Origin of the sequence: Streptococcus henryi DSM 19005, assembly GCF_000376985.1 — a bacterium.
GTDB lineage: Bacteria > Bacillota > Bacilli > Lactobacillales > Streptococcaceae > Streptococcus > Streptococcus henryi.
On the sequence record NZ_AQYA01000023.1, the window covers coordinates 13,201 to 36,079 of the forward strand.

The window sequence follows — 22,879 nt, forward strand, 5'->3', positions numbered from 1 at the left end:
ACAATACTCGGACTAACAGTAAAAAAGCCAAGAATGGTGCTCACTCTTGGCTTACTCTATTTAGAGGGTTACAGTTGTATCAAATTGATGCTTAATATTCTCAAAACGTTGATTTCCAATTTCAATATCTGCTGTCACATTTGGTGGCAAGCTAACATCTAGCATTGCCTTATCACCAATTAGTTTCCAGTCAACTGCGATTGGTCCCCAAATGGAATCATAATGGCCTTTGGCGTAATGAAGTCCTGACGCTAAATCTGGTTTAATCAAAACTTTTTGGAAACCTGCCTCTTGTTTATCAATACCTAAAACAGTACGGAAAAGATATTCCCCCACACAACCAAAGGCAAAGTGGTTCATGGAGTCAGCACTAGGCGTTCCATCTTCTGCATAACAGTCCCAAGCTTCCCACATAGTAGTTGCTCCCATTTTGATTTCATATAGCCAAGATGGAGACTGGTCACGGAAAAGAAGTTTATTAGCCAATTTCTCTTCACCTAATTCATGCAAGAGTGGTAGTAAGTAGGCAACTGATAAGAAGCCAGTATCAAGTCGATCTCCATTTTCATGAATCATTTCTTTAAGGCGTGCTAAACTTGCTGCCTTGAGTTCCTCAGGAACAGTATCCGTTGCTAAAGCAAGGACATAGACACCTTGATAATCACTGGTCATTTTTCCATCACTAGTCATATATTCCTTGACATAGGCTGACTTAATATTTTGGTTCAAGTCTCTAAAGTGGGCTGCTGTCTCTTCATGACCCAGTAGGCTGGAAATTTTATCCATCAAGTCTGTTGTCATGACCGTCATCAAGGTTGCCACTTCATTTCCAGTGTATTTCGCACTTTCTTGACCAGCACTAGGCATAAGCCAATCCCCGAATTGGAAATCAGTGTTCCATAGATACTTTTGATAAGCTTGACGGTCAGGTGTCATGTCCTCATAGTCATTTGGTAAGAGAGCCATACGTGCCTCAACTGACTTCATATAGCGATAAATCATTTCATAATTCTCTTCAAGAATTTGCTTATCACCATAGAATTCATAGAGGCGCCAAGGAACAATAACGGCTGCATCTGACCATCCAGCAGTGTTAACAGCATCTTCTCCTTCCGGTTTCATGTAATCATGAGATGGCGGACATGGAATAACCTGAGGAATTTGACCATCTTCATACTGTTCATGTCTCATATCTTCTAACCAATGGCGAAGGAATTGTTCAACATCTTTTTCATAGCAGGCTGTTGGTGCATAAACTTGCATGTCCCCTGTCCAACCTGTACGTTCACGTTGAGGGCAATCGGTAGGAATAGAAATCATATTGCCTTCTTGGGAACGGATAATGTTTTCTTGAAGTTGGTTTAAGCGTTGATCAGATACTGTAAAGGAACCAGCAGCTTTCAGTGGTGTTACAATGACATTAATCTCATAATGACTTGGGTCACAGTCCAATGTCCCTTCAATCTTGACATAGCGGAAACCATGGAAGGTAGTATCTGGTGCCCAAGCATGAAGGCCGTCTTGACCAGCAACATAGTAGTCTTTTTGCTCTTTATTTTGCCCTAGAATATTTTGCAAGAAGTTTCCTTCTTTATCTAAGGTTTCACTGTGTTCAAAAGAAACAACTGTATTTTTAGCTAAAGCGAGATTGTTAAATGAGGTATACCCAACAATAATTTCTCCAGCATCCAAAATCAACTCACCCTTAGGACTGCGAAGGATTGTCGGACGAATAGTTCTTGAGACCGAAATGGATGGAATGGTTTGAAGGGTCAGACCATCATAAGCGTAGTCTTTGACACTAGCAGTTTGCCAATCTTTATCAGAATAATCTTCTATCAACCAACCTGTCAATTCATCAGCTTGGTTATAGTATTCCCCGACATAAAGATCAGCAAAGCGAATTGGTCCATTTTCTGTCCATTTGACAGTCTCATCAGTGATGACAGATTGAACACTATTATCTGCCTGATAGAGTTTCAACTCTGCCAAAAGGCTATTTTCAGTACCATACTGCTGACCAACCCCGATATATTCAATCTTACCAGTATACCAGCCATCAGCTAAGATAAAGGCCAAAACATTTTTACCCGCTTTAAGGTATTTGGCAACATCAGCAACCTGATAGTCAATGTGTTTCTGGTAAGCAGTATAACCTGGAGCAAATAAGTCTGAAACCTTATGACCATTCACATAGGCAACATAGATACCACGCGCTGTCATATAGAGCAGGGCTTCTTGAGGAAGACTTTCCAAATCAAATTCACGACGAAGATAGACTGGAGCATCCAATCGCTCAATCGCTTCCTCCTTAAACTTACGAACTTCCCAAGCAAATTTTTTATCAATGAGCGGTTTTCTAGTACGATCTGGTTCAATCCATTTGGCTGTCCATTCCTTGATACCAGTAAAGAAAGTATTACCTTCTGCTAGTACTTGGCTTCCATCTTCCAAATCAACTTGAACCTGCCAAGTTAGGACACTTTCTTTTGGAAATGCTGGCGCTAGGATACCGCGACGTTTCTCACTATCAACCTTGCCACTATCCCACACTAGGTTATCATTTTTATCCTTAACGGTAATTTGGTAGGCAATCTGATCTAGGAGACCTTCCAATTTCCAAGAAAATCGCGCTTGTTCTTCAGGAACAACTTCCAAATCATAAATACGAGTCATATCTTTACCTCTCTTATTCTGCAGCTTCTTTTCGAGCATCTAAGTCTTTAGCAATTTGGTCCAACATTTTACCATCAATTTTATAGAACAAAACAATGATGGCAGAAAGGGCAGCCAAGATAGCTGGCGCTAGGTTGACCAACATATTAATTCCAGAGACTGCTTCTGGGGTTTGTGTAGCACCAGCCACATAACCAGTTGTAGCAAGCAAGAGAACCCCGATTGAACCTGTAATCGCTGTAGAAACGTTTACTGACAACATAAGAGTTGAAACAGACAAACCAACATTACGTACTCCATACTTCCAATCACCATACTCAATACTGTCAGACATCATACCAAAAGTGATACTAGCTGCCGCATTGGTAAATCCAATAACAGCACTAAGAATCAAGAAAATAACTGTGTTTGAAGCTGGGAGAATGAAAATCAAGAGCATGCAGACAACTTGTGCAATATTGTTGTAAAGCATGTACATCTTCTTACCAAAAATCTTAGTTCCCCAAGGAAGTGCCATGGAACCCAAAAGTTGCATGACGGTCATTGTTGTCATAACTGGTGCTACCATGGTAAAAGATCCAACAACATAGATGATGTAGTAGGCCAGCATAGACATACGAAGCATTTGTCCCATTGCTCCAAAGAAGGTCAAGAGAACAACAATTAAGAGCATTTTATTTTGAGCTAAAAGTTTGAAAGATTGAGCAATAGAAGTCTTTTGCGCTGCACCTTGAGGTTTTTCAACTTGAACAACTTCCTTACACTTGAGACCACAAATAATAATTGAAGGAATCATAACCAAGGTACAAATAACTGTTGTCCAAAAATAACCAGAAGCATTGGCTGTATCACTCTTGCTGAAGAATAGAATCATTGGCATAGCTACTGCTGACAAAACAATACCAATAACAGATGAGGCCACCGAACGTGCTGATGAATAGTTCATACGAACCTGAGAATCGCGAGCAATGACATTTACCAAGGCAGCATAGGCATTACTAATCCCAGTATAGAAGGTTCCTGCTAAAATATAACAAACTAGGCAGAGAATAACTTTTGCTACACCGGTAACTGGTAGGACTGTAAATGTTAAGACATTAAAAATACCAAGAAAAACGGGTAGGAATAGCAAATATGGTCTGAATTTACCCCATTTGGTGTCAACCCTATCTTGGATAATTCCCCAAGCAGGTCCAGCTAGACATTGCCAAATACGAGCAATCAGCATAATGATAGAAATTGCTCCTGCAGCTAAGCCGACAACATCCGTATAAAAAATCATGAGATAGGTATTGATCATATACCAAGAGAGCTGTGTCCCAACTTCTCCAAGACCATAAGATATGGCTGTTGCCTTACTTGTTTTTTCAACAGCCTGTGTTTGATTGTTTTCCATGAGAAAACTCCTTTCTTGTACGTCTGGCGTATTCTTTAACTATATGATATCGCTTACACTTGTTTTGAGATTGTATTTTTTTATCTCTTACTTAGTAAAAAAACGACATTTGGCAAGCTGTCAAATGAGGAATTGAAAAAGGAACTAATCGCTCAGCAATTAGTTCCCTGTCTCTTTATTTTCCTGCATGGTTTGTAGCCACTTTTTAGGTGGCAAACCCAAACGCTTAATAAAATCGCGGTTCATATGGCTTGAATCAAAATAGCCTGTCCGTTGGCTAATTTCTGTCAAGGTGTAGTCTGTACTTAGCACCAAAGACTTGGCATCCTCAATCCGAGCTATTTCCACAATTTCTTTAAAGGTCTGACCTGTCTTCTTTTTGATTAACTTGCTCAAATAGGCTTCGCTATAGGAAAAAATAGTGGCTAGTTCTTTTAAGGAGATTGTTTGATAATTCATTTGAATAAAACTAACAATAGGATAGACATAGGCATCTGTCTGCTGCTCTTGTGCATTACCAAGTATTAAATGAGGAAGATGACTGCGTCCCAATTCGATAAAAATCTCATTAATCTTTAAACTAATCATTTCGATATAATGATTCTTTTTATCCACAAATTCCTGATAAGACGCTAAGATAGATTCTTCAATAGCTTTATCATTGCCTGTATGAAAAATCATATATGGAGTGTTATTAGTTGCAAGTGGAATCTGCTTGAAAAATTGAGCTATCTGATCATCACGTTTTAAAAGACTAGGGAAATTATTGGAAAAATTATCTTCCCAGAGCAATATATTGAAAATTACGTCATTATCACTGACAGATAGCAGAGCATGGATAGTTGAGGGGGCCATAAAACAGAGGTCGCCCTTTTTCATGGTGATAGCTTTGCCATTGATATAATTGATACAAGTTCCACTCATTACATAAATCAACTCAACAAATTCATGATTATGAAGAATAGGATAGGAATATCGTGGATGTTGAGACATAAAAATATCTGTTGTCTCATAGAGTTTACTACGGGAAATGGTCAAACCTTTCCCATCACGACTGGTTTCTTGGTAAAAATCTCTATAGTCCAGATGACCTTCTTCTTCCTTGATAACCCTGCTATAATCCTCAAAACTGAGTGGAGCAAAAAGAATTTTATCACGATCAGATAAATAAGCCGCTTTATGACGTTGTTCAAGGTCACTTAGGACTAAAGAATCAGCTGAAAGCATGCCTGCCCTCCTCATATATAATAAGCTCATTGTACCATATTTTGTCTAATCATTATTGGACAATTCAATCAAAACCCCAGCATCCTCTAGAAAATCAGCATAACCTACGATTGCCTTCTTGTCTGGCCATGCAATTTCCAGATATGGAGCTTTTCCTGAAATTTCCATCAATTCTGAATAACCCATTTCTGTCGCAAATTTGACATGATGAATGCCTGGTCCATGCTCTTCTAGCCAGGTCTTAAAAATACTGTCAACAGTTGGTTCGATGAGTTCAATCTCTACATCTTCACCTCGATGGATAGCATTGCGAAAATCAATACCAATCTCACCATTTACTAGTTTATCACTGAAAAAGTCCATTTTGTCAGCCATTTCCCAATCAGTGATACCAAACTTATCACGATAGACTGTTAAAGCTTTTTCTAAAGATGGGACCACAATTCCCAGATGAATAACGGCTCCGATTTTTTTCATGACTTTACCTCCTAGTCAAAGTCAATGACAACTTTAATAGCACCTGTTGACATATCATTGGCCACAAGAAAAGCTTCTACAGCTTGCTCATGTGGAAAATGATGAGTCACAATATTGGCTATAGCACTGCGTTTCCCAACAGCGTGGTTGAAAGCTTCAAGCACATCAATTGTTTCATAACCACAGGCCCCTTTAACCGTCAATTCCTTGGACAAAATCTTGGCAGCATCCATCGGAGCTTCAGTCTTATGAATGGCGACGATAGATAATCTTGCTCCTTTTTTAGCCATATTAATGACATCATTTGGAATAGAATTGGCTCCAGCAGCATCAATAAAGGCGTCTACATCCACACAAGATTGACCGAATTCATTGAGGACTTTACCAAAATGTTTTTCTAAAAATGGCTGTAATTCTTCATCACTACCGAGAAGGAAAGGTTGACCTCCCATTTTCTCAACCATAGCTAGACGTTCTTTATTGACATCAGCGACTACAGGTTTAACACAACCAACAGCTAAACAAGCTGCCAAACTACACAAGCCAATGGTATCAGCACCGTAAATAACCACTTTTTCATGTGGCTTGACATCAATGACATTCTTAGCATGGGTACCTACTGCCAACGGCTCAATGATAACAGTATCGTCAAATGAAGCATAATCTGGGAGTTTAAAGAGATTATAGCCATAAGCCGCCTCCTCAACAGAAACATACTCTGAAAAGGCACCTGCGATACCACAGCCTAGCATCCCTGAACGTTTACAAGTTGTTGGATTAATAAAAACACGGTCGCCTACAGCCACATCTGCAACTGCTTCTCCAACCTTTTCGACAATCCCAACCATTTCATGGCCAAATTGTCCATCATGACCAAACTGCCCTTTAGCAAGAATACCAGTAGTAATCCCGCCATAACGATAGGCAGTCAAGTCAGTACCACATATCCCTGCCCGAACCACTTTAACCAAAACATCCTTGTCAGAGATTGCAGGAATTTCTCTCTCTTCTAATTTAATATCTTTTGGACCGTAGTAAATCAATGCTTTCATGAACGTTTTTCTCCTTTGAAGTCTTTTGTTAAAATTGGTTTGTCTGGCTGTAGGGATTTATAACACTCAACAATCAAGCCAGTCTCATCACGCATGTCAAGATAAGAGTAATCCATTAAACCACCAATGCCTTGACCGCGAACCCATGGTTCCTTACCTGTTAAAGTCTTATGTTCTGCTAGGTTTTCCGAATAGTTCCCTTCCATATCAAAGGCTAAATGGTGAATTCCTGGACCGTGTTCTTCAAGCCAAGTCTTGTAAACTGAATCTGCGATAGGTTCTATGAGTTCAAATTCAGTCCCAAAACCATTAAACATAGCCACCTTAATGATTGGACCATCACCTGCTTTCTCACCGTTGAAGGTAAGGTCATCAAATGGCGGATGGCTGGTATCCATGACACTAATATCCCATGGCCCTACCCCCATAGCCTCATAGTTTTTTACCGCCTGGTCAACATCTTTTACAATAATACCAATTTGCATTAATCCTTTAAGTTGTGATTTCATGATAGATAACTCCTTTTTGACCTCATTCTAGTACAAATTATAAGCGGTTTATTGTATTTTTTTGCCCTCTCATTTGTATTTTGTTACTCAAAATGATTTTCTAAAGACTTCACACTCTTATAAAAGAAGAAGCAGAACAAACTCTGCTTGTCCTGCTTCTTCTTTTACAATTTATTTCTGCATCAACTATTAAAAAAATGACAGTAAGCTAGCACTCCCAAGCTTTTTCACCATCCAAATATGTGGCTACTAGTTCAAAATCTTTATCAAGAACGATAAAGTCTGCTGCGTAACCTTCTTTAATTTGTCCGCAGACGTCATCAATACCAACTGAGATTGCTGGAACTAGGCTTGCCATTTTTATAGCCTCTTCTGGGCTTGCAAGACCCCAAGTGATGACATTTTTTAAGCCGTCTTTAAGTTTCAAAACGGAACCTGCTAAATTACCAGAATCTTTGAGCCTAGCTGTGCCATTTCCCACGGTAACAGGAAATTCACCAAGCCTATAGTCTCCATCTGGGCATCCACCAGCTCGCATACAGTCAGTGATGAGGGCCACATGGTCGTAACCTTTCTGCTTCATTAGGATGTCCCCGGCTTCAGGAAGTGAGTGGTGTCCATCACAAATCCACTCAGCATAAGTATTAGGGATATGAAAAGCAGACCCCACCATGCCCAATTCTCGGTGGCTCAAGCCCCTCATGCCGTTGTAGACGTGAACCCAGACTGAAGCCCCAGCTTCAACAGCTGATTTAGCCTGGGCATAGGTAGCATTGGAGTGACCTAGGGCTACTGTTACTCCTTGCTCCTTCAGGGCTGAAACAAAGTCCGTTACGCCCTCACGCTCTGGTGCCAAAGCAATTTTCTTTATTAGTCCCTTTGCTGCCTTTTGCCAGCCTGCAAACTCCTCTAAACTAGGGTCTGACATGTAAGCCTCATTTTGAGCTCCCTTATACTCTTCAGTGAAATAGGGGCCTTCAAAATAGATTCCTTGAATTTTGGCACCGGTCTCAGTCCCTGCAACCTGAGCAATTGATTCAGCTGCCTTGGTCAAAGCTTCCGAACTAGATGTCAGCGTCGTTGGAAGAAAGCTTGTCACACCCGTTTCAAGCAAGGCTTGACTCATTTTTAAGATGCCTTCTGAACTGCAGTCCATAACATCGCAATCAGCGTAGCCATGGATATGGGTATCCACAAGACCTGGTGCAATCTTGTAACCTGAATAATCTAACACCTCAGCATCGTCAGGAACTTGGCTCTGCCATTGCCCAAAAATACCGTCTGTAACTTCTAAAAATCCTCCAGTTTTGAGTCCATCTGGGAAGAAAAACTGGTCAGCTTTCACAAATCTGGTCATAAAGCGCCTCCATTCTATATGAATCTATTATACGCCTATCAATGACTTTTGTAAATGGTATATACCAAAATAACAACCTGCCGTCTAAAAAAGCCACTCTTGCGAGTGACTTCAGAATTATAAATTTATAGTCCTTTGTAGATAGCGACTGCATTTTCAGTTGTGAAGCCGTATTCTTTGAAGATACGGTCACCTGGTGCAGAAGCTCCCCATGTATCGATTGTAAGCGTTGCGCCATTGAGACCAACATATTTACCCCAACCGAAGCTTGATCCAGCTTCGATAGCCAAACGTTTTGTGACTGCGGCTGGAAGAACTGCTTCCTTGTAGGCTGCATCTTGCTCATCAAAGAGATTTTGTGATGGCATAGACACCACGCGCACATGCACACCTTCTGCTTCAAGGGCTGCTTGCGTATCAAGAGCCAACTTCACTTCAGAACCAGTTGCGATGATGATACCATCCATCTCGCCCTTAGCTTCAGAGATAACATAAGCCCCTTTATTGATACCTTCTTGGGCCAATTGAGCTGTGCCTTCAAGGACAGGAAGGTTCTGGCGCGTCAAGACAAGCATGGTTGGGCGGTCAGTTTCAGCCAAGGCGCGTTGCCAAGCGGCGTTGGTTTCATTTCCATCTGCTGGACGAATGACATTGAGGTTAGGCATTGAACGCACACTTGCCAATTGTTCAACTGGCTCATGTGTTGGCCCATCTTCACCAACGGCAATTGAGTCGTGTGTCATGACGTAGACAGTTGGCAAGCTCTGCAATGCTGCCATACGAACTGCTGGAAGAAGGTAGTTAGAGAAGACAAAGAATGTTCCGCCATAAACACGTGTACCACCGTGAAGCGCAATACCGTTCATAGCAGCTGCCATGGCGAATTCACGCACACCAAACCAGATATTGCGGCCTGCATAATTATCCGCTTGGAAGTCTGTCTCAGCAGCAACCATAGTGTTGTTTGATGCTGAAAGGTCAGCTGATCCACCCCAGAATTTCGCTACTTGCTCAGAAATTTGTTGAATAGCTTGTTGGCTAGATACACGGCTAGCTACTGCTGAACCAAGTTCATGAGCTTTAAGATCAACTTGGATTGGTTTATTTTCGAATGCTTCTCGGTATTCTGCTGCCAATTCTGGATAAGCTTTTTCATATTCAGAGAATTTCGTATTCCAAGCATTTTCAGCAGCTTCTCCGCGGAATTTGATACCGACTTCAAAACGACGTGCAACTTCTTCTGGAACTGTGAATGCTGGATAGTCATAACCATAAACTTCCTTAGCATGGTCAATGCCTTCTTGGCCGATTGGTGCACCATGAACAGCTGATGTGCCTTGTTTTTGGGCACCATAACCGATGATTGTTTTAACTTCAATGATAGATGGTTTGTCAGTTTCAGCTTTAGCGGCTTCAAGAGCGCTAGCAATTGCTTCCAAATCATTACCATCTTCAACAAGAATATGCTGCCAACCGTAGGCTTCGAATTTTCCTTTGATATCTTCTGTAAAGGCCATCGATGTTGGTCCATCAAGTGAGATATCATTTGAATCGTAAAGAAGAACCAATTTTCCAAGTTTAAGGTGACCCGCTAAACTTGCTGCTTCTTGACTGACACCCTCCATAAGACAACCATCACCGTTAAGAGCGTAAGTGTAATGATCAACAATGTCAAATCCAGGTTTATTGAATTTAGCCGCCAAATGAGCTTCTGCCATAGCCATACCAACAGCATTAGCAATCCCTTGTCCAAGAGGACCTGATGTTGCTTCGACACCATCTGTATGGTTAACTTCAGGGTGACCAGGTGTTTTAGAACCCCATTGACGGAAGTTTTTAAGGTCATCCATGCTGACATCATAGCCAGACAAGTGAAGCAAGCTATATAGAAGAGCAGATCCATGCCCTGCTGAAAGCACAAAACGGTCACGATTTGACCAAGAACGACTAGTTTTTGGATTAACGTTCATCACGTGATTCCAAAGCACATAGGCCATTGGTGCAGCACCCATAGGAAGCCCTGGGTGACCTGAATTTGCAGCTTGAATAGCTTCAATCGAAAGTGAACGGACAGTATTAACTGCCAACTGATCTATAGCATCAAATGTCATGAGTGAAACCTTTCTGTTTTTAAGGACTTAAAGTAATATTGTTCGGATTCTATTATACCATAAAATAATAAGCGTTATCAAAAAGAAATAGAATTTGTTTAATTCATTGTTGTCTTAATGTGTCGTATATAATTGACACTCTTCTTAGAATATTTTATAATAAATATGTCAAATATATGCGACATCCTTTGGAAGGAGCCACTATGAATCGCGTCAAAGAATTCCGACAGAAAGTCGGAAAATCTCAATTAGCCTTAGCCAAGGAAATTGGCGTTTCTAGGCAAACTATCAATATGATTGAAAATAACAAGTACAACCCCTCCCTAGACCTTTGCATTAATTTAGCTCGAGCATTAGGAACGGATTTAAATAGCCTTTTTTGGCTGGAAGGAGAATATCATGATTAAAGAAAATATGACAGATAAGATTATCAAGCGATTTTATAGCATCACTGGTCCACTAGATGAATACAAACGTCAAGAAGTGGATAAAATAGGCAATCTTTCCTTTATTGGACTTAGCAGTATTTTATTATTAGCCAATCTTCCTGCTTATTATTTCGGGCTTAAATACCCTGAACTCATGTCTTGGGCATACCCTCTTTTTGTTACAATAACAATATTAGTTGCTTTCTTTTGGGTTATGACAAAAAGCAGAGCGGCCCAAGTGACTAGTATTGATTTGGAAGAATTAGATGAGAAGGATCAGAGACAAGTCCAACATATGGGCCTAAAAACAGGACTCATCTTCACTTGTTTCATGTGGCTCTTCTTACCATATGGTAGCGACCAAGCCTACCTAACTGAATTATTTAGTTTGAAAGTAATCATAGGCGCTATCATTGCTGGCCTCCTATTTGGTATCTCTGTGCACTTTCTCGTCAAATCAAGAGAAAATACGGATTAGAGGAGTGCTTATTACATAAAAGCCCCGGCCAAAATTGGCTGGGGCTTACCTATTTCTATGAATTTGGGTCGTCCAAGCTTCTGCCGTGGAGGCCTTTTTCACGTTGGAGTTGACGGAGTTTTTCTGGTGTCACATCATTTCCTTCCTCATCGACTAGTTTAATACCAGCAATGTGGTGACGAAGGGAACGTTTATAACCTTCAATGTACTCCTGACGTAGTTCAGCTTGTTCTACCTTTTCAGGTCCAGTCAAACCAACTGTTTTTTTCTTTTTAGCAAGCTCATTAATACGAGCAATTTTTTTAGGATCCATAAATATGATACCAAGAGCGAACTGAAAGCGACTGAATTTTAGGGACTTGCTTGAAATCCTGATTTCAGAAGCAAGTCATCTAAATTCCAAGCTTTCCGCTCGGGTTCAATTCCTTTCTAAAGGATTTTACACCGTTTTTAGCCCGTGTTCTAATCCTTTCTTTTTCTATTTTTGATAACCTAGGGGCAAGTCCTAAAATAAAGGACCTGCCCGATTTTCTTATCCGCCTATTTACTGTTTAAGAGATTAAACACTGCGACTGCTTTGGCTTTTGCGACTAGGTTTGCTAGGATGGCCAAGCGGTTGTTCTTAACGGCCTCATCTTCAACCATAACCATAGTGTTGTCAAAGAAGTTGTTGATAACTGGGCTTAGGGCAAATAGCTGAGCAACTTTATCACTTGCTGTTCCTGAGAGGACTAATTCATCAGTTGCTTGTGCGAGGGCCTTCTCTGCATCATTTTCAAAGAGGCTGCTGTCAACTTGGCTTGTAGCATCAGCTTTTTCTGCCAAATTGAAGACACGAGAGAGGCTTTCAACGGCTGCCTTGTAGTTGTCTGCTTTAGAAGCTGCAACTAGGCTTTCTGCCGCTGCCAACATTTCTGGAACCACGAAGGTAGAACCTGCAAGGACTGCTTCTTTGATGTCCTTAGGCGTTTTGCCCATCATCTTATCCACACGGGCGCGGATGAAGCTGAGGACTTCTTCTTTGTTAGCGTAAGTCAGGCTGTCGAATGAGAGGGCATAGAGGTTATCCACCAACTCATCCATTGGGATGTTCCAACCGAAAGCATCAAGGATGCGGACGATACCTTGAGTGGCACGGCGAAGGGCATAAGGGTCGTTTGAGCCTGATGGGATAAGACCAACTGAGAAGAAGGCAAGGAGGGTATCCAATTTGTCCGCAAGGGCTAGGGCTGCACCAACCTTAGTTTCTGGCAGGTCGCCTTCTGCTGAATTTGGCAAGTAGTGCTCACGAATAGCTGCTGCTACGGCTGCATTTTCACCAGCAAGGAGGGCATATTTTTTACCCATGATACCTTGAAGTTCATCAAACTCACCGACCATACCCGTCAAGAGGTCAAATTTGTAGATTTGAGCCGAACGGTCAAGGTCTGCTGTCTCTTCAGCTGTCAAGCCAGCTTTTTCAGCAAGGTAAGCCGCAATCACTTGGGCACGGTCCATGTGCTCAGCAAGTGAACCAATCTTTTCATGGAAGGTTACCTTAGCCAGTTTAGCGACAAGGTCAGCGATTTGAAGTTTTTGGTCCTCTTTCCAGAAGAATTCACCGTCTTCAAGACGGGCAACCAAAACTTTTTCATTCCCTTTGACCACGTTGTCGATATGCTCAGCATTACCATTGCGCACTGAGATGAAGTTTGGCATGAGTTTACCAGCTTGGTCACGAACGACAAAGTAACGTTGGTGAGCTTTCATAGAAGTCACCAGCACTTCTTCTGGGACTTCCAAGTATTTTGTGTCAAATGCTCCCATAAAGGCAGTTGGGTATTCAACCAAGTTGAGGACCTCATTGAGCAAGTCTGCATCAATTTCCACCTGCACATTTTGGGCAGCTTCGATAGCTTTGATTTGCTCAACAATCATGTTTTGGCGCTCTTTGGCGTCTGTGATGACAAATACGCTGCGCAAATCATCCTCGTATGAGTCAGCGCTAGCGATTTCTACCTCTTGACCAAGGAAACGATGTCCACGGCTGACGCGGCCAGAGCTGATATCCAAGAAGTCAAGCTCAAGAGCCTCATCATCCAAGAGTACTGTCAAAGTGTGAACAGGGCGGATGTACTCAAAGTCGTTACCTGCCCAGTGCATGCTGACAGGGAAAGTCAATGAAGCAAGCACTTCTGGAATCCCTGCAAGGACTTCTTTAGCTGGCTTACCAGCTTCATGCTTGGTCACATAAACGTATTCTTCCCCTTTACTCTCACGGAATTCGATGTCATCAACTGTTAAGCCTTTACCGCGTACGAAACCTTGGGCTGCTTTTGAGAAGTTTCCATCGGCATCTAGGGCGATTTTCTTAGAAGGACCTTTAAAGTCTTCTGTCAAGTCTGTTTGGGAATCCGCAAGACCTGTTACACGTACTGCCAAGCGGCGTGGTGTTGAGAAGATTTGGATGTTGTCGTATGAGAGGCGGTTGTCAGCTAGGAAGCTAGCCATTTTCTCGCCAAGTTGTTTCTCACTTGGAGTGACTACGTAGGCAGGTAGTTCTTCAAGTCCAAGTTCTACTAAAAGATTTTTTGTCATAATTAAAATACCAAGGGCCTTAAAATCTGACCGAAAAATAGGTGACCAAGGCAGTGTGCTCGCACACAAGGCGGTCTATCTTTTTTCCGAGGATTTAGCCCGTGTTTAATTCCTTTCTCCGAAATAGTGGCTTTTCTTCTTTTTGCCAGTCAGCTTTAAGTGGTCGGCACGCTAGCAACCAACTATTGTTACTCTTTAATTTCCAAGTAACAACCTCAAATAGTCCACTGGACTATTTGAGTATTCCATTGCTAAAATTGGAGCCTGAGGTCTCCAATTTTGCCCCGTATTGTTAGCGAGCTAACAATACTTTGACCACGGTAGCGACTGGCGTTTATGGCGACCTTCGGTCGCATAAGCTGCGCTTCACTTTATAAGAGAAGCTATTTTCTCCCTATTCTCTTTTTCCTGAGATGGGGCAAACACGATTTCCTTACCGTTTTAGTTACTCTGCATCTTCTGCCAGGAGTTTTGCGCGTGTTGCTTCGTCCAGCAATGGGTAACCCAGTTTTTTGCGTTCTGCGACGAATGTTTTGGCTACGACACGGGCTAGGTTGCGGATGCGTGCGATGTAGCCAGCACGTTCTGTAACCGAAACAGCTCCACGGGCATCAAGCAAATTGAAAGTGTGTGAACATTTTAGGACATAGTCATAGGCTGGGTGAACCAGACCCTCTTCCAAAGCACGCGCAGCTTCTTTTTCAAATTTTTCGAAGTTTTCAAGAAGCATGTCTTGGTTTGAAATTTCGAAGGAATATTTTGAGTGTTCGTATTCCGGTTGTAGGAAGATTTCTCCGTATTTAACGCCTGGTGCCCACTCGATATCGTAGACAGAATCCACTTCTTGGATGTAGGAAGCCAAGCGTTCCAAACCGTAAGTCACTTCAGCCGTTACAGGTCCTGTTGCCAAGCCACCAACCTGTTGGAAGTAAGTAAACTGAGTGATTTCCATACCATCAAGCCAGACTTCCCAACCGAGTCCAGCAGAACCAGTCGATGGGTTTTCCCAGTTGTCTTCAACGAAACGGATATCGTGTTCCAAGGGGTTAATGCCCAATTTTTCAAGGGACTCAAGGTAAAGCTCTTGAATGTTGCTTGGTGATGGTTTCATGACCACTTGGAACTGATGGTGTTGGTAAAGACGGTTAGGATTTTCACCGTAACGCCCATCGGCAGGACGACGTGATGGCTCCACATAAGCCGCATTCCATGGCTCAGGACCAATGGCACGAAGGAAGGTGTAAGGACTCATAGTTCCCGCACCTTTTTCATTGTCATAAGCCTGCATGAGCATACAACCCTGGTCATTCCAGTATTGTTGTAAAGTTAAAATAATTTCTTGAAAAGTCAATTTTTTTGACATAAAAAACTCCGTTCTTATTTTTTTAGTTCTTGCGACGGCGGTAGACTTAAAACGATATTTTTTAAGGCTACCGGCTAGTGCATAGGCTAGGCAAGTCGCAATAGCGATTGCCGTTTGTCAGTTTGACTGACAAGGAGATTACTGACAATGCCTAGGTAGAAGGTTAATTTTTTTGACATTTATCTATTCTCCTTTTTTATTGCTATAATTTAGTGTTAAATCACTGACTATTTAGCCAGTTAAAATGTTGATCTTGGAAAATATGACGTTTTGGAACTTGTGCCATATCTTGTTCACTTGTATCAACCGTTCCCATTTTTAAAGTCAGCAAATCAGGTAATTCTTCTTGTCTATGAAAAATTTGGCTGTGACAGGTTGAACAGTAATAACGGTCTTTTCCAGGCGAAGAGCTGTAAATAACTAATCTGTCTTCACCAGTTAGTAGCTGCAATTTTTCCCGTTTTATTCGAGCATTGACAGAAAAGCCCGATGCAGTAGCCTTACGACAAAAAGAACAGTGACAAAAAACTAATTCTGCAATTTCTTGATCTGTTTGATAGGTTACTGCCTTACAAAGACAAGATCCTCTTAGCATATTTTCTCCTTTCATAATAAAGAAGTCAAACACTTCCGCTATAATGACGGAACAGTTTCAACCAGCACCGCATTTTCAGTCTTATCCAAGTAAGTGCAAGTCATCTGCTCTAGATCAATAACCCAGCCTACAATTCCTGATTTAGCCATATCTTCGCAGAAGGTTGGAAAATCCGTCTCTCCTGCTTGATGCCTTTTAAGGTCTGCTTCAACCTGATCTTTATTAGGATAATCTGCAATGTTGGAAGTAACCTTGTAGCCATCGTTAACTAATACCGTATCGTCCTGAGCAATGTAAGTAACTTGGCCCATTTCAATATCAACCTGATTGCTAACCATTCCCATTTCTTTGAAAACAGCAAGTAATTTCGGAAAATCTGGCCCCGAAAACTGAGCATGCGCTTCTAGGATGCTCTCTAGTGTGAACATGTTTCTCCTTTCATTAGGCAAGGGGTGGGGAGTTTTAGAACCTGCCCCTCCTCTTTTCTGGAGAAATGAAAAGGAACCACATCTTCAACCCACCTATGCCAATTGACATAGGGGCGTATCAAACGCGGTTCCACCCTAATTTATTACTTCATTTTATTGATATTTTGACAGAAAGTTCCAATCCTTACAAGACCTTCACCTGACTTCCACTGTCTCAGGCTCGCTTGAGAATTCTTTGTAGGACCCTCTTCCTTGTTGAGTATTATAGCAGAAGATAGCTGAATTGTCCAATCTTTTTAGGTATATATAACTAATCTTTCTTCCTTTGCACACCTGCGTCACTACGTTTTTTACGCCACTGACCAGATTTGGTACGTGAACGGACTTGACCTGCCGTCGGACCCTTTTCAACAAGTGGTCCGTGGTTGAATTGAGGTGCTTTTGATTTATTCTTGTTTGCTAGTTCTTTCATTTTCAATTTTTCCTCTACTTATTACGCACTGTATTAAAAGCATCGGTTATCACCGAACCTAGCTCTTCAATACCAACACCACTGCCTTTCTCAAATTGACTAACTAGATTATTGCCAATTGCTTCTGTAAATGCGATTGCTACACTAGAACCAATTACTGCTCCTGCGACAGTCCCGGCCCCTGGGATTAGCTTTAATAGGTTGGAGGCTGCAGTACGTCCAAGATTTGTGGCAAAAGTAGACTTAATAACTCCGCTAACTACTCCTTCAGATATATTTTGACCATAAGCTTTATAGATAGCTGTCACCATGGTTGTTTGAATCGGTACTAGTAAAATAGCATCTGAAAAAGGAATTGGACTTAGAGCCACTGTACCAGCAGCAGCTGAGGCAGTATGAACTGCTGCCTGTGCTTTTGTTTTTGCTTCTGTCATAGCAATAATTCTCCTTTGGTATGGAATATATTTTTTAGAAAACCGCTTATATAGATTGTTACTAATAACAAGAGCATTATATATATATATATATATATTTTGTCAAGAAAAAATTGCATATGAAGAGATTGCTCAAGAACTTTTTTAATGGCGACTTTTTTAAATCTCTCCACTAGTTCAGAATTTTTTTGGAATAATGTAATCTTTTTCTACCTGTCTGAGTGTTTTAGCCTGATATTTTTGATATTCTGTAGTAAACTTTTAGGACATCTATCTGGTCGTCCTAAACTGTTTCTTTACTTGTCAGCAGGTCCTCACCTGTGGTAGTCAAACTGTGTTTTCCCAGCCATTGCTCCATGCTGAGTGGTTGTCAACTGATAGTTGACAACCACTTTTTCATCCAATTCTTCATCTTCAAAGATTGCCTTGATATGCTTACTAATATTCTGCTTCGACGTTTGGAAAAGTTCTGCCAATTCCAGTTGTGTCAACCAAACTGTTCCATTGTCCAAGTGTAATTCAATTGATGCCTTACCATCTTCTGTGTTATAAATAATGATATCATTGGTCATAACTAAATTCCTCTACAAGCCTATTTTTAAAAGTCTATGAAGCATAACTAAAATTCAAATACTCTATAGGATCTTCAAAAAAGAGAATAGGATTTCTTCAGATTCACTAAACCCAACAAGACTAGCCATTCCTTACATAAATATTTGCAGGACGAGTATTTTTCCACAGTATATATTCTAATATATCCTCAATTATACCATTTATTAATCTCACTGAGAACCAGTCAAAAAGGGGCAATTCTCTTGTTCATCAAAGAATTACCCCTTTTGGCTAATTATTGTATTGGTCTATAGAGTATTCCTTAGCTTTTCCATCATATACAAAACTAAACAGTTATTAGAGTTATGCTTTATATTTCCCTTCTTGCAGTTCTTTTTCCATTTGCAGGCGTTGGACTTTCATGGTTGCTGTTCTTGGAATCTCATCATAGTCAAGTACGATTGGTGCATTGAGAAATGGGAGCTCTGAGACAGCTTCCCACCAAGCGTCCATGTCTACTTGGCCACCTTTATTTGGCGCAATAAAGGGCTGTGGGCGACCATTTTGGTCACGGACGATGGCAACTTCTGCCAAGAAGTTTAATTGGTCTAGCAACATATCCTCAAGAACAAGGTTACTTTCAATCTTATCAATCAAATCTACCTGTCTGTCCTTCAAGAAAAGATGACCATTTTCATCCATACAGCCGTAGTCACCGCTGTCCCACCATTCCCCATAGACATTATCTTGGAAACGTTGATCTTCCTTATAGTAGGTCAGAGCGCGCCCCTTAGAATTGAACTGGATATGACCGTCTTGACCGGCAGGCAACGGATTACCCTTGCTATCAGTAATTCTAGCCTCAGTAAGCCCTGCCAGGCCAACACCCATATCACGGGCATTTGAAGTCTTGAGACTGTCTCTAGTATGAGCTTTCAAAATCATTGGTCCGTATTCACTTTGGCCGTAGATTTGTAGGAAAATGGCTTGCGCATTATCAGAAGCCTCTAGAAAGGCCAACATTGTAGCGTTGTTAATGGCATCAAAGGTAGAGTGATAGTAGTTTGTCTTGGCAAATACCTGCGGATGCTCACGCGCAATTGTCGCCCACTGAACAAAATGATTGGGATGGGTTTCAACAGCTTGAGGTTGGTATTTCAAGAACATGCGCTCAACAGTTTCTCGGTCAGAATTTGATAAGGGCAGAAGAGGGAAGCCCATAATCATCAAAGAAGACATCCCAATATTAAAACGTGAATGAACTGGTGAAATATGGAAACCAACGATGCGACGTTCTGGAATGTAATTCAATACAGTCTTCTGGTATTTTGTACGCCAGCCCATGGTATTGGCTGAATGACAAATCAATTTGGGTATGCCTGTTGTCCCTGATGTGTGAGTGATATAGGCAATTTGATCCTCAGGAAGTGGATTAAAGTCTGCTTCTACTCCGTCGGTAGCTAGCAAGCTCTGCACCCCAATCTTATGATTATCAGAAATATTATCAACTGCAGCGACCACGTCAGCTGTCACAGCATCAAAAATGATGAAAGGATTTTCCAAACGATCGGCAAAAACAGAGATAACTTGACTCGTAAAATGGTAGGACACCATGACTGGTACAGCGCCCAGATAGGTTGCAGCCACCGCAAGCATGTAAGTATCAAAAGCCTGCCCCTTGAAGATGATAACTTTATCTCCTTGTTTCAAGCCCAAAGCTGCCAATTGCTTAGCTCTTTTGACAATCAGGTCATGACTGGCTTGATAAGTGGTCTCAGTTCCAAGTTCAGGAAAGGCCACCTGCTCCTGGTCAAAAATAATAGGACAATCAGGGAAAGCCTGACTAGCCTCAAGGTAATTTTGATAAAGATTCATGGGACGGTAGGGGAATAATTCTGCCATTTTATAGCTACCTCTTTTTCTAATATTCCTCGCAATTATAGCAGATTATCAAGTTAATTTCAAAGCAAATCTAGAACAGAAAAGTCTGCCCACTTGTAACTAAAAGATAGCAAAAGTGAAGCTTTAACTTTCTAATAAATCTTAAAGTCTTTTATTTGTTAACCTATTCTAAAATAAAGGTTGACAAATTTCGTAAAAACCCTTACACTATGACTATGAAGATTAACGGACTTGATTTAGACAGAGCAGGACGCTGTCGCCACTACCATTCTGAACTCGATATTGTCGCCCTAAAGTGTGAGATTTGCCAAAAATATTATGCTTGTTACCAGTGTCATGATAGCCTTGAAAATCATCATTTTCAAGCAAATGATATAGAAAGCGACAAGCCTGTTCTCTGTGGTAATTGTATGACCTATCTGTCTTTTTCCGAATATCAAGTTGGAACTTGTCCCAATTGTCTTCACCGCTTTAATCCAAATTGCAGAAAGCACCATTCTATCTATTTTAAAGGAGACTGAAATGACGTCAAAAGTTAGAGACCTTACTTATATCGCTATGATGGCAACACTAATTATCGTACTCGGACATATCCCTGGTATTCCCCTTGGCTTTATTCCAGTACCAATCGTCCTCCAAAACTTAGGAATCATGTTAGCTGGGGCTATCCTTGGAGCCAAACGAGGTACTGTTTCTGTACTTCTTTTCCTCCTACTAGGAACATTTATACCTGCATTCACTGGTGGAAATAATACTATCCCAGTTCTCATGGGACCAACTGCTGGCTATGTCGTGTCATGGATTTTTGTACCACTTTTGATAGGTATTGGACTTAAGAAAATTCCTTCCCAAAATTTTCTTCTAACTTTTTTAATTATCTGGCTCGGTGGTGTCCTCTTTGTTGATTTTCTAGGGGCAATTTGGCTGGCGCATTACACCAAGATGCCTTTTATAACAGCACTCTGGTCTAATCTTGCATTCATTCCAGGAGACACTATCAAAGCTTTGCTGACAAGTTTAATTGCTGTGAAATACAGTCGCTATCTAGTGAAAGATTGATATTCATCATTATGATAGCCATTATCTTCCAAATTTGATTATTCTTTCTTAACTAAAATAATATAAATAGCTCTGCTATTTCACAAATTAATAAAACAAAAAGACACCTGGTTCAGTTCATAGACTAAACGGTGTCTTTTTAGATTAATCAAGAATTTTTATATTAGATTGTTCAACATATCATCCAAGTGTTTGATGGCTTTCTCACGGCCAAGCAAGAAGATAGTATCTGGCAATTCTGGTCCGTGCATTTCGCCTGAAACTGCGATACGGATTGGCATGAAGAGGTTTTTACCTTTAATGCCTGTTTCTTTTTGGACTGCCTTGATTTGTGGGAAGATATTTTCTGTCACAAATTCCTCATCAGTCAGAGCTTCCAATTTAGCTTTGAAGGCTTGGAGAACGGTTGGTACTGTTTCACCAGCCATCACTTCTTTCTCAGCATCGCTCAACTCTGGGAAGTCCGCAAAGAAGAGGTCAGTCAATGAAACGATTTCATCAGCTGATTTGAGTTGTGGTTTGTAAAGTTCAACCAGTTTTTCAGCCTTGTCTGTCAGACGCCCTGCTTCTTCAAGGAACGGTTTGCAGAGTTCAAAGACTGTTTCAAAATCAGCATTTTTAAGGTAGTCATTGCTCATCCAGTCCATTTTCTTCTGGTCGAAGGCTGCTGGTGATTTAGAAAGACGGTTCTCATCGAAAAGTTCAATGAGTTGCTCACGGTTGAAAATCTCTTCTTCTCCACCTGGATTCCATCCAAGAAGGGCGATGAAGTTGAAGACAGCTTCTGACATGTAACCTTTTTTACGGTAATCTTCGATAAATTGAAGCGTATTTGTGTCACGTTTTGACAACTTCTTACCAGTTTCAGAGTTGATGATAAGAGTCATATGACCAAACTCTGGTGCTTCCCAACCAAGTGCTTCATAGACCATGAGTTGTTTTGGTGTGTTGGCAATGTGGTCATCTCCACGGATGACGTGTGAGATTTGCATATCGTGGTCATCAACAACTACGGCAAAGTTATAAGTTGGGTAACCATCTTTTTTCTGGATAACCCAGTCACCACCAATGTTGCCACCTTCAAATTCAATATCACCTTTAACCATGTCAGTCCACTTGTAGATACCAGCTTCATTAACAGCCAAACGAACAGTTGGAACGATACCCGCTGCTTCGCGTTCTGCAATGTAGGCAGCTTTTTGATCTTCTGACATACCGATGAATTCGTTGTTGTAACGTGGTGTTTCACCAGCTGCTTCTTGGCGTTCACGCTCTGCAGCCAATTCTTCTTCTGTTACATAAGATTTGTAAGCTTTACCTTCAGCTAAGAGTTGATCAATGTATTTTTGGTAAAGTTCCAAACGCTCTGACTGACGGTAGTTTTCATGTGTTTCTGGACTTTCATCCCAATCCATGCCCAACCAACGCAAGTTTTCAAGTTGTGAACGTTCCCCATCTTCAACGTGACGTTTGCGGTCAGTGTCCTCAATGCGGATGATGAATGTCCCGTTATGGTGACGAGCGTAAAGGTAGTTAAAGAGCGCAGTACGCGCATTTCCGATGTGTAAAAGTCCTGTTGGACTTGGTGCGTAACGCACACGAATGTCTTTAGCCAATGCTATTCTCCTTGAATTAAGATACTAAGGAACATTAAGACTTGTCGAAAATTTCCATAAAGTAAGCGAGTCACGTGAACTCGTTTTATTTTTTCTAGAAGTCTGTCCCTCGTTCAATTTTAGATGCTATCTTTAAGCTATTTATAGCGACCTCAATCGCCAATCTTATT

21 protein-coding genes and 1 pseudogene are annotated in these 22,879 nt (G+C 41.1%); 4 read left to right on the plus strand and 18 right to left on the minus strand.

Annotated features, from left to right (window positions below):
• Nucleotides 1–60: 60 nt before the first annotated feature.
• The 8 genes from F601_RS0101880 to tkt form a co-directional block, all read right to left on the minus strand.
• Entirely contained in the window at nucleotides 61–2,676 is a 2,616-nt protein-coding gene (locus F601_RS0101880; RefSeq protein ID WP_018163977.1) for a family 78 glycoside hydrolase catalytic domain, read from the minus strand.
• Nucleotides 2,677–2,689: 13 nt separating this feature from the next.
• Nucleotides 2,690–4,072, minus strand: coding sequence for an MFS transporter (locus F601_RS0101885; protein WP_018163978.1), 1,383 nt, complete (start codon nucleotides 4,070–4,072; stop codon nucleotides 2,690–2,692).
• A 159-nt stretch (nucleotides 4,073–4,231) separates the two neighbouring features.
• Entirely contained in the window at nucleotides 4,232–5,299 is a 1,068-nt protein-coding gene (locus tag F601_RS0101890; protein ID WP_018163979.1) for an AraC family transcriptional regulator, read from the minus strand.
• 45 nt (nucleotides 5,300–5,344) lie between these two features.
• On the minus strand, nucleotides 5,345–5,776 hold the full coding sequence (locus tag F601_RS0101895) for a VOC family protein (protein WP_018163980.1): 432 nt from the start codon (nucleotides 5,774–5,776) through the stop codon (nucleotides 5,345–5,347).
• Between the two features lie 11 nt (nucleotides 5,777–5,787).
• Nucleotides 5,788–6,828, minus strand: a complete 1,041-nt coding sequence (locus F601_RS0101900; RefSeq protein ID WP_018163981.1) for a zinc-dependent alcohol dehydrogenase — start codon at nucleotides 6,826–6,828, stop codon at nucleotides 5,788–5,790.
• Nucleotides 6,825–7,337: a VOC family protein gene (locus tag F601_RS0101905; RefSeq protein WP_018163982.1), complete on the minus strand. Its 513-nt coding sequence runs from the start codon at nucleotides 7,335–7,337 to the stop codon at nucleotides 6,825–6,827. Before F601_RS0101905 ends, F601_RS0101900 begins: the two co-directional genes overlap by 4 nt.
• Before the next feature lie 208 nt (nucleotides 7,338–7,545).
• Complete coding sequence (gene nagA, locus F601_RS0101910; RefSeq protein WP_018163983.1) at nucleotides 7,546–8,694, minus strand: N-acetylglucosamine-6-phosphate deacetylase; 1,149 nt, start codon at nucleotides 8,692–8,694, stop codon at nucleotides 7,546–7,548.
• Nucleotides 8,695–8,819: 125 nt separating this feature from the next.
• The gene (gene tkt, locus F601_RS0101915) at nucleotides 8,820–10,805 is read right to left on the minus strand and encodes a transketolase (RefSeq protein WP_018163984.1); all 1,986 of its coding nucleotides are present in this window, start codon (nucleotides 10,803–10,805) and stop codon (nucleotides 8,820–8,822) included.
• A gap of 203 nt (nucleotides 10,806–11,008) precedes the next feature.
• Between tkt and F601_RS0101920 the strand changes: the two genes are divergently transcribed.
• Nucleotides 11,009–11,212: a helix-turn-helix transcriptional regulator gene (locus F601_RS0101920; protein ID WP_018163985.1), complete on the plus strand. Its 204-nt coding sequence runs from the start codon at nucleotides 11,009–11,011 to the stop codon at nucleotides 11,210–11,212.
• Nucleotides 11,205–11,711 (plus strand): DUF3278 domain-containing protein, encoded by a 507-nt coding sequence (locus F601_RS0101925; RefSeq protein WP_018163986.1) that lies wholly within the window; start codon nucleotides 11,205–11,207, stop codon nucleotides 11,709–11,711. Before F601_RS0101920 ends, F601_RS0101925 begins: the two co-directional genes overlap by 8 nt.
• A gap of 55 nt (nucleotides 11,712–11,766) precedes the next feature.
• Here the strand turns inward: F601_RS0101925 and F601_RS0101930 are convergent, their stop codons facing one another.
• From F601_RS0101930 to F601_RS0101975, 9 genes and pseudogenes are all read right to left on the minus strand, one after another.
• Complete coding sequence (locus F601_RS0101930) at nucleotides 11,767–12,024, minus strand: DUF896 family protein (RefSeq protein WP_018163987.1); 258 nt, start codon at nucleotides 12,022–12,024, stop codon at nucleotides 11,767–11,769.
• 227 nt (nucleotides 12,025–12,251) lie between these two features.
• A complete protein-coding gene (gene glyS, locus F601_RS0101935; protein WP_018163988.1) occupies nucleotides 12,252–14,288 on the minus strand; it encodes a glycine--tRNA ligase subunit beta in 2,037 nt (678 codons plus the stop codon).
• A 445-nt stretch (nucleotides 14,289–14,733) separates the two neighbouring features.
• On the minus strand, nucleotides 14,734–15,651 hold the full coding sequence (gene glyQ, locus F601_RS0101940; RefSeq protein WP_018163989.1) for a glycine--tRNA ligase subunit alpha: 918 nt from the start codon (nucleotides 15,649–15,651) through the stop codon (nucleotides 14,734–14,736).
• A 220-nt stretch (nucleotides 15,652–15,871) separates the two neighbouring features.
• Complete coding sequence (locus F601_RS0101950) at nucleotides 15,872–16,246, minus strand: GFA family protein (protein WP_018163991.1); 375 nt, start codon at nucleotides 16,244–16,246, stop codon at nucleotides 15,872–15,874.
• A 38-nt stretch (nucleotides 16,247–16,284) separates the two neighbouring features.
• The gene (locus tag F601_RS0101955; protein WP_018163992.1) at nucleotides 16,285–16,674 is read right to left on the minus strand and encodes a DUF1398 domain-containing protein; all 390 of its coding nucleotides are present in this window, start codon (nucleotides 16,672–16,674) and stop codon (nucleotides 16,285–16,287) included.
• Nucleotides 16,675–16,984: 310 nt separating this feature from the next.
• Nucleotides 16,985–17,146, minus strand: a complete 162-nt coding sequence (locus F601_RS13280; protein ID WP_018163993.1) for a hypothetical protein — start codon at nucleotides 17,144–17,146, stop codon at nucleotides 16,985–16,987.
• Nucleotides 17,147–17,160: 14 nt separating this feature from the next.
• Nucleotides 17,161–17,580 carry a YcjF family protein gene (locus tag F601_RS0101965; protein WP_018163994.1) on the minus strand — a complete coding sequence of 140 codons (420 nt, stop codon included), beginning with the start codon at nucleotides 17,578–17,580 and terminating at the stop codon, nucleotides 17,161–17,163.
• Nucleotides 17,581–17,912: 332 nt separating this feature from the next.
• A pseudogene (locus tag F601_RS12160) lies at nucleotides 17,913–18,152 on the minus strand (virulence RhuM family protein); the annotation flags it as partial.
• 343 nt (nucleotides 18,153–18,495) lie between these two features.
• Complete coding sequence (locus tag F601_RS0101975; protein WP_018163996.1) at nucleotides 18,496–20,034, minus strand: AMP-binding protein; 1,539 nt, start codon at nucleotides 20,032–20,034, stop codon at nucleotides 18,496–18,498.
• 209 nt (nucleotides 20,035–20,243) lie between these two features.
• Between F601_RS0101975 and F601_RS12785 the strand changes: the two genes are divergently transcribed.
• Nucleotides 20,244–20,555: a CHY zinc finger protein gene (locus F601_RS12785; RefSeq protein ID WP_176752516.1), complete on the plus strand. Its 312-nt coding sequence runs from the start codon at nucleotides 20,244–20,246 to the stop codon at nucleotides 20,553–20,555.
• Nucleotide 20,556: 1 nt separating this feature from the next.
• Nucleotides 20,557–21,093 (plus strand): biotin transporter BioY, encoded by a 537-nt coding sequence (locus F601_RS0101980; protein WP_018163997.1) that lies wholly within the window; start codon nucleotides 20,557–20,559, stop codon nucleotides 21,091–21,093.
• A 158-nt stretch (nucleotides 21,094–21,251) separates the two neighbouring features.
• Here the strand turns inward: F601_RS0101980 and gltX are convergent, their stop codons facing one another.
• Complete coding sequence (gene gltX / locus F601_RS0101985; RefSeq protein WP_018163998.1) at nucleotides 21,252–22,709, minus strand: glutamate--tRNA ligase; 1,458 nt, start codon at nucleotides 22,707–22,709, stop codon at nucleotides 21,252–21,254.
• Nucleotides 22,710–22,879: the final 170 nt, after the last annotated feature.

What these genes read in the sequence shown, in the direction of transcription:
- F601_RS0101880 (WP_018163977.1), bottom strand. Translation starts at nt 2,676, where the DNA reads ATGACTCGTATTTATGATTTGGAAGTTGTTCCTGAAGAACAAGCGCGA.
- F601_RS0101885 (WP_018163978.1), bottom strand. Translation starts at nt 4,072, where the DNA reads ATGGAAAACAATCAAACACAGGCTGTTGAAAAAACAAGTAAGGCAACA.
- F601_RS0101890 (WP_018163979.1), bottom strand. Translation starts at nt 5,299, where the DNA reads ATGCTTTCAGCTGATTCTTTAGTCCTAAGTGACCTTGAACAACGTCAT.
- F601_RS0101895 (WP_018163980.1), bottom strand. Translation starts at nt 5,776, where the DNA reads ATGAAAAAAATCGGAGCCGTTATTCATCTGGGAATTGTGGTCCCATCT.
- F601_RS0101900 (WP_018163981.1), bottom strand. Translation starts at nt 6,828, where the DNA reads ATGAAAGCATTGATTTACTACGGTCCAAAAGATATTAAATTAGAAGAG.
- F601_RS0101905 (WP_018163982.1), bottom strand. Translation starts at nt 7,337, where the DNA reads ATGAAATCACAACTTAAAGGATTAATGCAAATTGGTATTATTGTAAAA.
- nagA (WP_018163983.1), bottom strand. Translation starts at nt 8,694, where the DNA reads ATGACCAGATTTGTGAAAGCTGACCAGTTTTTCTTCCCAGATGGACTC.
- tkt (WP_018163984.1), bottom strand. Translation starts at nt 10,805, where the DNA reads ATGACATTTGATGCTATAGATCAGTTGGCAGTTAATACTGTCCGTTCA.
- F601_RS0101920 (WP_018163985.1), top strand. Translation starts at nt 11,009, where the DNA reads ATGAATCGCGTCAAAGAATTCCGACAGAAAGTCGGAAAATCTCAATTA.
- F601_RS0101925 (WP_018163986.1), top strand. Translation starts at nt 11,205, where the DNA reads ATGATTAAAGAAAATATGACAGATAAGATTATCAAGCGATTTTATAGC.
- F601_RS0101930 (WP_018163987.1), bottom strand. Translation starts at nt 12,024, where the DNA reads ATGGATCCTAAAAAAATTGCTCGTATTAATGAGCTTGCTAAAAAGAAA.
- glyS (WP_018163988.1), bottom strand. Translation starts at nt 14,288, where the DNA reads ATGACAAAAAATCTTTTAGTAGAACTTGGACTTGAAGAACTACCTGCC.
- glyQ (WP_018163989.1), bottom strand. Translation starts at nt 15,651, where the DNA reads ATGTCAAAAAAATTGACTTTTCAAGAAATTATTTTAACTTTACAACAA.
- F601_RS0101950 (WP_018163991.1), bottom strand. Translation starts at nt 16,246, where the DNA reads ATGCTAAGAGGATCTTGTCTTTGTAAGGCAGTAACCTATCAAACAGAT.
- F601_RS0101955 (WP_018163992.1), bottom strand. Translation starts at nt 16,674, where the DNA reads ATGTTCACACTAGAGAGCATCCTAGAAGCGCATGCTCAGTTTTCGGGG.
- F601_RS13280 (WP_018163993.1), bottom strand. Translation starts at nt 17,146, where the DNA reads ATGAAAGAACTAGCAAACAAGAATAAATCAAAAGCACCTCAATTCAAC.
- F601_RS0101965 (WP_018163994.1), bottom strand. Translation starts at nt 17,580, where the DNA reads ATGACAGAAGCAAAAACAAAAGCACAGGCAGCAGTTCATACTGCCTCA.
- F601_RS0101975 (WP_018163996.1), bottom strand. Translation starts at nt 20,034, where the DNA reads ATGGCAGAATTATTCCCCTACCGTCCCATGAATCTTTATCAAAATTAC.
- F601_RS12785 (WP_176752516.1), top strand. Translation starts at nt 20,244, where the DNA reads ATGACTATGAAGATTAACGGACTTGATTTAGACAGAGCAGGACGCTGT.
- F601_RS0101980 (WP_018163997.1), top strand. Translation starts at nt 20,557, where the DNA reads ATGACGTCAAAAGTTAGAGACCTTACTTATATCGCTATGATGGCAACA.